This is a genomic window from Ruegeria sp. AH7 (assembly GCF_056541325.1).
On the sequence record NZ_JBQFYF010000001.1, the window covers coordinates 581463 to 594233 of the forward strand.

Annotated in this window: 11 protein-coding genes; 3 read left to right on the plus strand and 8 right to left on the minus strand. The window is 58.9% G+C overall.

The window, feature by feature from the left end; all coding sequences use genetic code 11:
* The first annotated feature begins 279 nt into the window (after positions 1-279).
* Positions 280-1347, plus strand: coding sequence for a PA0069 family radical SAM protein (locus ACR0JX_RS02965; RefSeq protein ID WP_480541745.1), 1068 nt, complete (start codon positions 280-282; stop codon positions 1345-1347).
* A gap of 45 nt (positions 1348-1392) precedes the next feature.
* Here the strand turns inward: ACR0JX_RS02965 and gltA are convergent, their stop codons facing one another.
* Positions 1393-2688 carry a citrate synthase gene (gene gltA, locus ACR0JX_RS02970; protein ID WP_480541260.1) on the minus strand — a complete coding sequence of 432 codons (1296 nt, stop codon included), beginning with the start codon at positions 2686-2688 and terminating at the stop codon, positions 1393-1395.
* Positions 2689-2810: 122 nt separating this feature from the next.
* Positions 2811-4211 (minus strand): glutamate--tRNA ligase, encoded by a 1401-nt coding sequence (gene gltX, locus ACR0JX_RS02975; protein WP_480541262.1) that lies wholly within the window; start codon positions 4209-4211, stop codon positions 2811-2813.
* A 78-nt stretch (positions 4212-4289) separates the two neighbouring features.
* Between gltX and ACR0JX_RS02980 the strand changes: the two genes are divergently transcribed.
* A complete protein-coding gene (locus ACR0JX_RS02980) occupies positions 4290-6341 on the plus strand; it encodes a ComEC/Rec2 family competence protein (protein ID WP_480541264.1) in 2052 nt (683 codons plus the stop codon).
* Here the strand turns inward: ACR0JX_RS02980 and lexA are convergent.
* The 6 genes from lexA to ACR0JX_RS03010 form a co-directional block, all read right to left on the minus strand.
* On the minus strand, positions 6335-7033 hold the full coding sequence (lexA, locus tag ACR0JX_RS02985; protein ID WP_170532872.1) for a transcriptional repressor LexA: 699 nt from the start codon (positions 7031-7033) through the stop codon (positions 6335-6337). The genes ACR0JX_RS02980 and lexA overlap by 7 nt on opposite strands.
* A gap of 78 nt (positions 7034-7111) precedes the next feature.
* On the minus strand, positions 7112-8284 hold the full coding sequence (locus ACR0JX_RS02990; protein WP_480541266.1) for a molybdopterin molybdotransferase MoeA: 1173 nt from the start codon (positions 8282-8284) through the stop codon (positions 7112-7114).
* Complete coding sequence (gene moaC / locus ACR0JX_RS02995) at positions 8281-8754, minus strand: cyclic pyranopterin monophosphate synthase MoaC (RefSeq protein WP_480541267.1); 474 nt, start codon at positions 8752-8754, stop codon at positions 8281-8283. Before moaC ends, ACR0JX_RS02990 begins: the two co-directional genes overlap by 4 nt.
* Positions 8754-9566, minus strand: a complete 813-nt coding sequence (gene trpC, locus ACR0JX_RS03000; protein ID WP_480541270.1) for an indole-3-glycerol phosphate synthase TrpC — start codon at positions 9564-9566, stop codon at positions 8754-8756. The genes moaC and trpC overlap by 1 nt, the downstream gene beginning before the upstream one ends.
* Positions 9563-10582 carry an anthranilate phosphoribosyltransferase gene (gene trpD / locus ACR0JX_RS03005; protein ID WP_480541272.1) on the minus strand — a complete coding sequence of 340 codons (1020 nt, stop codon included), beginning with the start codon at positions 10580-10582 and terminating at the stop codon, positions 9563-9565. Before trpD ends, trpC begins: the two co-directional genes overlap by 4 nt.
* Entirely contained in the window at positions 10579-11160 is a 582-nt protein-coding gene (locus ACR0JX_RS03010) for an anthranilate synthase component II (RefSeq protein WP_480541274.1), read from the minus strand. Before ACR0JX_RS03010 ends, trpD begins: the two co-directional genes overlap by 4 nt.
* 196 nt (positions 11161-11356) lie before the next feature.
* Here ACR0JX_RS03010 and ACR0JX_RS03015 point away from each other — a divergent pair, with 196 nt between their 5' ends.
* Positions 11357-12766 carry a divergent polysaccharide deacetylase family protein gene (locus ACR0JX_RS03015; RefSeq protein WP_480541275.1) on the plus strand — a complete coding sequence of 470 codons (1410 nt, stop codon included), beginning with the start codon at positions 11357-11359 and terminating at the stop codon, positions 12764-12766.
* Positions 12767-12771: the final 5 nt, after the last annotated feature.

Sequence of the window (12771 nt, forward strand, 5' to 3'; positions counted from 1 at the left end):
TCCCTGAGCTGTGTGGGCCAATGGCACCAAGATGGCATTTTTTCCGTTTTGGCCAAAACGCCGCAGTTTGACTGTGACGATTGCGACCTCAGTCGTTTCGGGACCGACCTATAAGATAGAAATTTGCACAGGGCGACTGAATTTTCTGCAAGATCATTCTGCATAATGTTCAGATTGTTAGGCAAATTCATCTCGATAATTGGCCACGGCACTATTCAAGCGCTCTTGATGGATCTGCGCTCTTTGCGTATCGTCGAGATGGGAACAAAGAGCGAACAAATGGTCGATCAATCCAGGATACGGGGGCGAGGAACGGCATCAAATGTTGCCGGGCGCTTCGAACGTTTTACAACGTTGGAAACCGACGACGGATGGCCTCAGCATGACGATCTTCCGCCGCTTCGCACCGAAGTTCGGGAGGAGGTTGCACGCAGTATCATTTCCTATAACCGGTCCCCGGATTTGCCTTTTGACCGGTCGATCAACCCGTATCGCGGGTGTGAGCATGGCTGTGTCTATTGCTTTGCCCGGCCAAGCCATGCCTATCTTGGACTGTCTCCGGGGCTGGATTTCGAAACCCGCCTGATTGCGCGCCCGAACGCGGCTGATCTGCTGCGGCAAGAGCTTTCCGCGCGCAAATATCGCGTGGCAACAATGGCGCTGGGTACGAATACCGACCCATATCAACCCATCGAGAAAACCCGTTTGATAACAAGAGGCTGCCTTGAGGTTTTGCGAGATTTCAACCATCCGTTAGCGATTGTGACCAAAGGAGCGCTGATCGAGCGCGATCTGGATGTTTTGGCGCCGATGGCCGTGCGTGGATTGGTGCGTGTCGGCATATCGCTGACGACGCTGGATGCGAAACTGTCGCGCCGGATGGAACCTCGGGCCCCATCGCCCAAGCGGCGTTTGCAGACGATAGAACGGCTGACCGGGGCAGGGGTTCCGGTGCGGGTCATGACCTCTCCACTTATTCCCGGGTTAACCGATCATGAACTGGAACAGCTGCTTGAGGCGGGACGGGATGCCGGGGCTGATACCGCCAGTTGGATCATGCTACGTCTGCCGCGCGAAGTGTCGGTGCTGTGGAAGGATTGGCTGGCGCAACATGAACCGGCGCGCGCGGAAAAGGTCATGTCGCGCCTGCGTGAAATGCATGGTGGGCGGGAATATGATCCGCGTTGGGGCCATAGGATGCGGGGCGAGGGCGAATATGCCGAGGTAGTCGCGCAAAGGTTCAAACTGGCGGTCAAACGATTGGGGTTGCGCATAGAAGGGGCCCCTTTGCGGACGGACCTATTTTCCAAGCCACCGCAGGCAGGCGATCAGCTGAGCCTGCTCTAAAACAAAACGCCCCGGATGATCCGGGGCGTTGCTTGGGTCTGATGCTTAGCGCTTTTCGATATCCACGTAGTTGCGGTTCGTCTCACCCAGATACAACTGGCGCGGGCGACCGATCTTGTTCTGTGGATCGGCGATCATCTCTTTCCACTGGCTGACCCAACCAACGGTGCGCGACAACGCAAAGATCGGCGTGAACATTGATGTTGGGAAGCCCATCGCCTCGAGAATGATGCCCGAGTAGAAATCGACATTCGGGAACAGCTTCTTCTCGGCAAAATACGGGTCTTGCAGAGCTTCTTTCTCAAGCTCTTTGGCAACCTGCAGTTTCGGGTTGTTTTCAACACCGAGCAGATCCAGAACTTCATCCGCCGACTGCTTCATCACCTTGGCGCGCGGGTCAAAGTTCTTGTAGACGCGGTGGCCAAAACCCATCAGGCGGAACGGATCGTTCTTGTCCTTGGCGCGGGCGATGTATTCTGGGATGCGATCGACGCTGCCGATCTCTTCCAGCATTTCCAGACAGGCTTGGTTCGCACCCCCATGCGCCGGCCCCCACAGGCAGGCGATCCCGGCCGCAATACAAGCGAACGGGTTAGCACCCGACGACGAGGCCAGACGCACGGTCGAGGTCGAGGCGTTCTGCTCGTGATCCGCGTGCAAGGTAAAGATACGGTCCATCGCGCGGCTCAGGATCGGGTTGACCTCATACTCTTCAGCCGGAACAGCAAAGCACATGCGCAGGAAGTTCGATGCGTAATCCAGATCGTTACGTGGATACACGAAGGGCTGACCGATATGGTACTTGTAGGCCCAGGCCGCAATCGTCGGCATCTTGGCGATCAGACGATGCGATGCGACCTCACGCTGGTGCGGGTCCGAAATATCGGTCGAGTCGTGGTAGAAGGCCGACATGGCGCCAACAACACCCACCATAATCGCCATCGGATGCGCGTCACGGCGGAAGCCACGATAGAAATACAGCATCTGTTCGTGCAGCATGGTGTGGCGCGTGATCGTGGTCTCGAAGGTTTCCAGGTCTTTGGCGCTCGGCAGCTCTCCATAAAGCAGCAGGTAGCACACTTCGAGGAAATGGGATTTCTCGGCCAGTTGGTCGATCGGATAGCCCCGGTGCAGCAGCTCACCTTTTTCGCCATCGATATAGGTGATGGTGCTGTCGCAGCTTGCGGTTGAGGTAAAGCCCGGATCATAGGTGAATACACCTGCCTGACCGTACAATTTGCGGATATCGACAACGTCAGGCCCGGCCGTCGGTGAGTGAACCGGCAACTCATACTCTTTTCCATGTACGGTCAGAGTGGCTGTTTTGCTGCTATCAGTCATAATTGTCCCTTCTTCATTCGTGCGCAGGCCGGATCGTCGCCGAACCATGCGGGCAATGACTGCGCGCGGGCGCGCAGTCCGGGTGTTAGCGGAGCAGCGTTACCCGTTTATGAAGATTGGGTTTATGTCGCTGCCTCAGAAAGCCGCGCCAGGGTTTCATCGCGTCCCAGCACAAGCATCATGTCAAAAACCGAAGGTGTGACGGCCCGGCCTGCCAGAATGGCCCTGAGCGGACCTGCCAGCTTGCCGAACTTGAGTTCCCGTGCCTCGGCAAAGGAATTCAGCGCCTCTTCCAGCTCGTTTCGCGACCAGCTAACATTTTGCAGCTGCGGCGTCAATTCTTCCAGTATACCATCGGATACATTTGTGAGCGCCTTGGCCGCCTTCTCATCTGGAACGATAGGGCGTTCAGTCAGAACAAAATACGCCTTTTCAAGGAGTTCCGGGAAGGTCCGTGCGCGATCCTTCAAACAAAACATTGCCCGTTCAAGATCACCCGATTGTGTCTGAGTGAGAGCGGGCAGCGCAGCAGCGGCCAGATACCCTTCGATCTCATGCCGCAGTGCAGTATCGTCAGAGATCGCAATGTGCTGCCCACACAGATTTTCCAGTTTTTTCAGATCGAAACGCGCCGGGCTTTTGCCTATGCCGTCCAGATCAAACCACTCTTTAGCTTGCGCGTCGGTGAAAAACTCGTCATCCCCGTGGCTCCATCCCAGACGCGCCAGATAGTTGCGCATACCGGCAGCGGGATAACCCATCGTCTGATACTCCTGCGCACCCAACGCACCGTGGCGTTTGGACAGTTTCTTGCCGTCCTGCCCGTGGATCAGCGGGATATGCGCCCAAACGGGGATTTTCCAGCCCATGGCCTGGTAGATCATCATCTGACGCGCGGCATTGTTCAGATGGTCGTCGCCGCGAATAACATGGGTAACGCCCATATCGTGATCGTCCACCACAACGGCCAGCATATAGACTGGCGTGCCGTCAGAACGCAGCAGGACCATGTCGTCCAATTGATCATTGCGGATCGTCACATCGCCTTGCACCTGATCGCGGATTACCGTGGAGCCGTCCTGCGGGGCCTTTATTCGGATCACAAAGGGCGCATTCGGGTGGGTTGCAGGGTCGGCATCGCGCCAGGGACTGCGGAACAGGGTTGATTTGCCCTCGGCCCGGGCCTGCTCGCGAAAAGCAGCGATTTCGTCCTGGGTTGAGAAACACTTATACGCCTTGCCTTCGGCCAGCAATTGATGCGCCACCTCTGCGTGGCGTGCAGCCCCTTCGAACTGAGAGATCACATCGCCATCATGATCCAGCCCCAGCCAGGCCATGCCCTGCAGGATCGCGGCGGTTGCCTCAGGAGTCGAACGCTCGCGATCGGTGTCCTCGATTCGCAGCAGGAACTTGCCGCCACGGCCGCGCGCATAAAGCCAGTTGAACAGCGCAGTGCGTGCGCCGCCGATATGAAGAAAGCCGGTGGGCGAGGGGGCGAAACGGGTGACAACCTGATCGGACATTGTGTGGATTAACCTTTTGGTAACCGTGTCGGGCTTAGTTTGGCGCCTGTCTAACGAGCCCGAAGGACGGGGGCAACCATGCGTGTTCTTGCACGGGCCCAGGCCACGCTGCTGAACCAGACGGGGTTCCTATTTCCCTGGTCGCCGGTGTGCCTTGCGGTTGGGATCGGCCTCTATTTCGGACTTCGGTTCGAGCCGGATTGGACGGCCTATTTCGGCCTTGGCTGCATAGGTCTGGGGCTGATCTGGCTGACCCGAGTGCTTCCTTCGGGTTGGGGATCGTTGGCAGTCGGGGGGGCGCTGGTTGCGGTGGGCTTTGTGCTGGCCGGCACGCGCGCCCATATGGTGGCAGAACCGGTTCTGTCATGGCGTTACTACGGCCCAGTTGAGGGGCGCGTGGTGGCCATGGACCGGTCTGCCTCGGATGCGCTGCGACTGACGCTGGATCAGGTGCGACTAGGGGACGTACCAAACGACCGGCGACCGCAGCGCATCCGCCTTTCCATCCATTCCGACATTGGACGTATCGCACCTGGGCAACGGATCATGACCACGGCCCATCTGTCACCACCACAGGGCCCGGTCGAGCCCGGAGGGTTCGATTTCCGACGCCATGCCTGGTTTCAACGCTTGGGCGCGGTCGGATACACACGTGTTCCGGTCCTCACGATCGCCCCGCCACAGGATGCGCTGGATGGCGTTCGGATCACGGCGATCCGGATGGCGATCTCGGGCCATGTGCGCAGTCTCCTGCCGGGTGAGGTCGGCGGGTTTGCCGCTGCGGTCACGACCGGAGATCGCAGCGGCATGGGTCAGGCGTCGCTGGACGCGCTGCGGGCATCGAACCTTGCGCATTTGCTGGCGATCTCCGGCCTGCATATGGGGCTGCTGACCGGATTTGTCTTCGTGGCCTGCCGGATCGGGTTGTCGATGATCCCGATCCTGGCGCTGCGACTGCCGGTCCGGAAACTGGCCGCCGGATGGGCTCTTGTGGCTGCAGTTATCTACCTGATGCTGTCGGGGGGCAATGTGGCGACCGAGCGGGCGTTTATCATGGTCAGCGTCATGTTCGGGGCCATTCTGATCGACCGCCGGGCGATTTCGTTGCGGGCGGTGGCGGTGGCTGCGCTGATCGTGTTGATCTTGCGCCCTGAGACATTGCTCAGCCCCGGTTTTCAGATGTCGTTTGCTGCCACGACCGCGCTGGTAGCTGTATTTGGCACGTTGCGCGATTATGGCCCAACACCGGGTCCGAAATGGCTAAGGCCCGTTCTGGGTGTGCTGTTGTCTTCCGCCATAGCAGGTCTTGCCACCGCCCCGATTGGGGCGGCGCATTTCAACACCATGTCGCATTACGGGCTTTTGGCAAATCTTTTGTCCGTGCCCGTGATGGGGACGGTTGTTGTACCGTCTGCCGTGGTTGCTGCGTTGCTGGCGCCGTTTGGTTTGGAGTGGATCGCACTCGAGGTCATGGGGATTGGGCTGAGCTGGATTTTGTTGGTTGCCGATTGGGTCTCGGGCCTTGAGAGGGCGCAAGGCTACGTGGTCAGCCCGCCTTGGTTCGTGTTGCCTGCCATTGCCCTTGGTGGGCTTTGGCTGGCGCTCTGGCAGGGGCGGATGCGCTGGGTGGGCCTTGGCCCGGTGGCAGCGGCGTTCCTGCTGTGGACATCAGACCATCGCCCCGAGGTTTTGATTGCAGAATCCGGCGGCCTAGTTGGTGTCATGACAGAAGAGGGCCGGGCGCTGAGCAAGAAGAAAGGCAGCGGCTTTGTCGCAACCGTCTGGCTGGAGAATGACGGCGACGGGCAGGATCAGGGGCAGGCGGCCGGGCGCTGGCCGGGCGAGGCCGATCTGATCCAGCGTATTGCCGTGCAGGGGGCCGAGGTTGTTCACATAACAGGCAAACGGGCTGCACGCGGATTTACGGAATGCAACGCGAACCAGATTGTCGTCTCGGCAGTAGAGTTGACCATCCAGGGTGATTGCGGGGTGTTTGACCCGGATCGGCTGTACCACACAGGCAGCCTGTCCATCTCGGGTGGTAAAGTGATCACCAGTGCCGATCTGACGGGACACCGTCTCTGGTCCCCGAAATCTACCGGGGACCGTGGCAAGTCTGGTGATCAGTAGCTGCGGATCAACCCGACCAGACGCCCCTGAACCTTAACTTTGTCTTCAGGCAGAACGCGCGTTTCATAGGCCGGGTTTGCGGCTTCAAGCGCGATGGCGTTGCCACGACGGAAGAAGCGTTTCAGCGTCGCCTCCTGATCCTCGACCAGTGCAACCACGATGTCGCCATTGTCTGCGGTCGACGTTTCCCGGATGATGACAACATCACCGTCATTGATACCAGCGTCGATCATCGAGTCGCCTTGCACTTCTAAAGCGTAGTGCGATCCTTGCCCGGAAACCATCGGGCCGGGCACGGCCACACGATGCGATTCATGGCTGATGGCCGCAATCGGTACACCAGCAGCGATCCGGCCCATGACAGGCAATTCCAGCGCATCAACCGAGACCGGTTCGAAATTCGCAGGGCGCGGGCCTTCGGGCTTGTCGCCTTCGATGACCCGAGGGGTAAATCCGGTCGTGGGTTCGCCCCCAAGGCTTTCGGGTAGCTTCACGATCTCAATTGCACGGGCTCGATGCGCCAGACGGCGGATAAAGCCCCGCTCTTCCAGCGCTGTGATCAATCGGTGGATGCCGGATTTGGATCGCAGATCCAACGCGGCCTTCATTTCGTCAAAACTGGGCGGAACGCCATCCCGCTGTACGCGTTTGTGGATGAATTCCAGCAAATCCAACTGCTTCTTGGTCAGCATCGCTCACACCTCGTCGCTCATGCGTTTTCTTTTGTTCTACGCATGTTCACGTTTTGTGTCAATGAATTTGAAGATGTTCTATATCGGCAGATACTGGATTTCGGCCCCAACAGCGCGCTCCGGGTCTTCGGGCGGACGCATGATCAAAGCGTTGGCTTCGGCTAAAACACTTAGCAGAGAACTGTCCTGGTCGGCGCAGGCGCGGATGCCGTTATCGTCGAGAATTGCACGCATATAGTGTTCACGTGGCCCATTTGCAGGCAGCGCTTCGGCCAAAACCGCTCGCTGGAAGGGCGTGACGACTGTATCGAGCCCCAACATCCGTCGTACCATCGGAATCAGGAACAGATAGCCGCACACCATTGCGCTGACAGGGTTCCCCGGCAGGCCAACCATCGCGGCATCGCCCATCCGTCCAGCCATCAGCGGTTTTCCGGGGCGCATCCGGATTTTGTAGAAGGACCGCTCCATCCCCTGCGCCTCGGATACCTCGGAAACCAGATCATAGTCTCCGACCGAAGCACCGCCGATGGTGACCACCAGATCGGCCCCTTCCGCCAGTCCAAACGCGGTTTCCAATGAAGAGACCGTGTCCCGTGCGATGGGCAGAACACGGACATGAGAGCCAACCCCTTCGAGCAGCGCCTGCAGGCCGAACGTGTTCGAGGCAATGATCTGATCTGGGCCCGGGGTCTCACCCGGCATCACCAATTCGTCCCCGGTTGAGATCAGGGCGATCTGCGGTTTCCGCGCAACCGGGACCTGGGGGATGTTCATAGCGGCCATAAGCGCCACATCCTCGGGCCGGATCAAGCGCGGTGCCGCGATTGTGGTGCCTTTGGCAAAGTCCACCCCAGCGGGGCGGATATTGGTTTTGGGGCCGGGCGCGTCGGTGATGGTGATCAGGTCGCCGCGACGGTCCACATCTTCCTGTATGACAATGAAGTCAGCCCCTTCCGGCACTGGCGCGCCAGTGAAAATTCGAACGGCTTGTCCGGGGCCGACTTTGCCATCGAACCGATTGCCTGCGGCAGCCTCGCCGACAACCTTGAACATGGCGTGCAGTTCCACTTCCGCCGCCTTAACTGCGTAGCCGTCCATCGATGAGGCGGCAAAAGGCGGCTGATCGCGTGTCGCGACAACGTTTTCGGCCAGGACGCGACCCGCCGATTTGGCAATCGGCACATGTTCGGAAGGAAGCGGAGTGACCAGATCAAACAGCAGGGCGCGGGCGTCTTCGACCGTGATCATTGTGCTTCGTAACGCCCTGATTTGCCACCATCTTTCAGCAAAACGCGAATGCCACCGATCTCCATCGCCTTATCAACGGCTTTGGTCATGTCGTAGACGGTCAGCGCGGCGGTCGAGACCGCGGTCAGCGCTTCCATCTCTACACCTGTCTGGCCTGAGGTTTTGACGGTGGCTTCGATTTGGACACCCGGTAGATCAGGGTCCAACGTCAGTTCAACTGCAACCTTGGTCAGGGGTAGCGGGTGGCACAGTGGGATCAGGTCGGGCGTTTTCTTGGCCCCCATGATCCCAGCAAGACGCGCAACGCCTAGAACATCGCCTTTCTTGGCGCGGCCTTCTGAAATTAAATCAAAGGTTTCTGCTGCCATCTTGATGTACGCGGCAGCCACTGCAACGCGGTCGGTGACATCCTTGTCCGAGACATCGACCATATGCGCCTGACCTTCGGCATCAAAATGCGTAAGCGGCATCACATCACCCCTGGGATCAGCGGGTTTGACAGGATATGGCGGGTTGCCGCACTGACGTCATCCTGCCGCATAAGGCTCTCGCCGATCAGGAAACACCTTGCACCGTATCGCGCGATATCGGCCAGATCTTCCGGCGCGCCCAGACCGCTTTCGCAGACAATCGTTCGATCTCCTGGCACCAGTTTTGACAGGCGCCGGGTGGTATCAAGAGTGGTCTCGAAGGTCTTGAGATTGCGATTGTTTATCCCGATCAGGGGGCTTTTCAACTGCGTCGCGCGGTCAAGCTCGGCTTCGTCGTGAACTTCGATCAGAACGTCCATATCCCAGTCAAACGCGGTTTGTTCCAACTCGGCGGCCTGCGAATCTTCGACCGAGGCCATGATAATCAGGATACAGTCAGCCCCCAAGGCGCGGGCTTCGATGACCTGATAGGGATCGTACATGAAATCCTTGCGCAAAGCGGGTAAATTGGTAGCAGCGCGCGCAGCAGTCAGATATTCTTTGGCACCCTGAAAACTGGGTGTGTCGGTCAGAACCGACAAACAGGCTGCGCCGCCGTCTTCATAGGCTTTAGCCAGAACGGGCGGATCAAAATCCGGGCGGATCAAACCTTTGGAGGGGCTGGCCTTTTTGACCTCGGCAATCAAACCGTAGCCGGTGCGCGAGGCGTTGTGCAGCGCCTCGGCAAAGCCACGCACCTCAGGCGCATCTCGTGCTTCGCTTTCCAGCTCGACCAGCGATTTTTGTGCCTTGTCCGCTTCGATCTCTTCCAGCTTATAGGCTTTGATTTTGTCCAGAACAGTCTCGGTCATGCGGCTTCCTGTGTGATCCGCGCAAGGGCGGTGATCTTTTCTTTGGCTTTGCCACTGTCGATGCTTTCGGCTGCCTTTTCAACGCCTTCGCGCAAATCGCTCGCGGCCTCAGCCACGACCAAAGCAGCGGCAGAGTTCAGCAGAACGGCATCACGATAGGCCGACGGCGTACCATCCAGTAATGCGCCGAAGGCAGCAGCGTTTTCTTCCGGGGTGCCGCCAACGATCTCTTCGAATGGATGTACGGGCAGGCCTGCGTCTTCGGGGTGCAGTTCAACCTCTTTTATGGTGTTGTCTTCCAGGGCAGCGACCCAGCTGACACCGGTGATCGTCAACTCATCCGTCCCGTCCGAGCCATGGACCAACCACGCACGATCAGATCCCAGCAAGCCCAGTGTTTCAGCCATCGGCCGGACCAAGTCGCGAGAGAAGGCGCCCGTTAGTTGCCGTTTGACGCCCGCCGGATTGGTCAGCGGGCCGAGAATATTGAAGATCGTGCGCGTTCCCAGTTCTTGTCGAGACGGCATAACATGAGCGATGGCAGGGTGATGCATAGGGGCCATCATGAAACAGATTCCCACCTCATTCAGCGCTTTTTCAACCACTTGCGGGCCGACCATCACGTTGATGCCCATCTGACCCAGCGCATCTGCCGCGCCGGATTTCGAACTGAGGTTCCGGTTGCCATGCTTGGCCACGGTGACACCGGTCCCCGCCACGACAAAGGCCGTCGCAGTCGAGATATTCAGTGTTCCCTTGCCATCCCCTCCAGTACCCACAATATCCATCGCGCCCGCCGGGGCGGTGACCGCGTTACACTTGGCGCGCATCACAGCGGCGGCGGCGGCGTATTCGTCCACGGTTTCGCCACGTGTGCGCATGGCCATCAGCAGCCCACCGATCTGGCTGGGCGTGGCCTCGCCATCGAACAGAATGCCAAAGGCCTGTTCCGCCTCGGCGCGGGTCAGTGGCCGGTCGGCAGACGCACCGATCAGCGGTTTCAATGCGTCGCTCATGCGGGGACTTTCAGTTCTTGCAGGAAGTTCTTGAGCAGGGCGTGGCCATGCTCGGAGGCGATAGATTCCGGGTGGAACTGCACGCCATGAATGGGCAGTTCCTTGTGTTGCAGCCCCATGATTGTACCGTCTTCCAGTTCTGCTGTGATCTCAAGGCAATTGGGCAGGCTCTCACGCTCAACAATAAGCGAATGATAGCGTGTCGCCTCAAAGGGTGAGGGCAGGCCCGCAAAGACGCCTTTGCCCGTGTGTTTCATCGTGCCCATCTTGCCATGCACGATCTCATGGCAACGCACGACCTTGCCGCCGAAAACCTGACCGATGGTCTGATGACCCAAGCACACACCCATCAGTGGTGTTTTTGTCTCGGCCGCGGCTTCGGTCAGGGCCAGGCAAATACCGGCTTGATCTGGGTCGCAAGGGCCGGGGCTGAGCAGGATACCGGCGGGATTCATCGCCATGGCTTCCTGCACATCCAGCGCATCATTGCGGCGAATGACCATTTCGGCCCCAAGTTCGCCCAGATAATGCACCAGGTTGTAAGTAAACGAATCGTAGTTGTCGATCAGCAGCAGCATTTGGGCACTTATCTTAGCTTGGGCATTTCAGGCTGGCGATACAGCCCCCGGCCACGGTATAATGTCGGAACATACATGCTCAGGCTTGGGCGGCAGCGTCAAGAGGACAACCCGTTCCAGACGCGCCATCAGGCCAAGCGTTGCAAAAGATGACGTAAGAACGGGCGTAGCAGTAGACAGGCGAAAGGCGTTGGACATGGGCGGATTTGTCGGAGGAATGGTCGCAGGTGCGGTCGTTGTTTTGATCTTGGGTGCGGTTTTGTCGTTGCAGGCACCGTTGACCCAAAAACCGGTTGTGGCAACCGAGGCACCACAGCCCGAGGATGTCACCACATCCGAGGCTTCGGCCAGTGTGACCGAGACCGGATCGGACGCCGATCTGGTCGATGCACAACCCGCTGGGCCAAAAGCTGCCGATTTCCAAGAAGAGGATGTGGCCGATCTGTCGGGCCTTGAGCAAGAGACAGATGCCCAGCCAAACATCACCGGGCCGGGGCAACAGCCCGAACAGCCGGATCCCGACACAGCGGATGAGGTTGCGGTGCTGACAAACCCGCCTGTTGCGCCGCCTCTGCCCGGAGCCGCGCCTGAAACCCCTCAGGATGAGGTGCAGCCACAGGTTATTGGTGAGGCACCCGCTGCGCCTGAAGCTGAAGAAGTTGCGGTTTTGGAACCAGTGCCAAGCCTCGACGTTCCAGGCTCGACCGAAGACAGCACCGAAGAAAACCCGTTTGAAAATAGCCCAATTGCTGTGGAAGGGGACGAAGATACGCTGCCCCGAACCTTGCCGCGTATTGCCGCCTTGCCTCAGATTGGTGGAGAGAACGAGACCAGCACCAGCACGATCGTCGGCAAGCGCGTAGTGCCGCTGACCGAACGCGACGATCCACCGGCTGATGAAACAGGTGATGTCACAGGGCTGATCCCTATGGGCAAACCCATCGAAGCCTACGCCGCCGCATTTGAAAATGCCGAATCCAAGCCGCTGATGTCCATTATCCTGATCGATGATGAACAGTCCTTTGGGGCCGAGGCCTTGCAGGACTTTCCCTATCCGATCAGCTTTGCCGTCAGCCCGTCTGATCCAAACGCCGCCGAAAAAATGGCGCGCCACCGCGCTGCCGGGTTTGAGGTGATGGCCCTGGCTGATCTACCCGAGGCTGCCAGCGCACAGGATGCCGAAGTTTCGATGGCCGTCTGGCTGGAAACCCTGCCGGAAACTGTAGGAATTCTAGAAGGGGTTGAAACCGGCATTCAGGGCAATCGCAAACTGGCCGATCAGGTCGCCGAGATTGCAGGAGTCACAGGCCGTGGGTTGATCACACAAGACAACGGGCTCAATACCGTCCAGAAGATCGCCGCGCGCAACGGCATCCCATCCAGCGTTATATTCCGCGATATTGACGGGGCCCGTCAGGACCCCAAGATCATGCGCCGCTTTCTGGACCAGGCCGTTTTCCGCGCCGGGCAGGAGGGCACTGTCGTGATGCTGGGTCGCGTGCGTCCTGAAACGATCTCGGCCTTGCTGCTCTGGGGGCTTGAGGATCGCGCCAGTCGGGTCGCCATGGCGCCAATCTCTGCGGTGATGACGCGCGAGGTTCAGTAAACGCC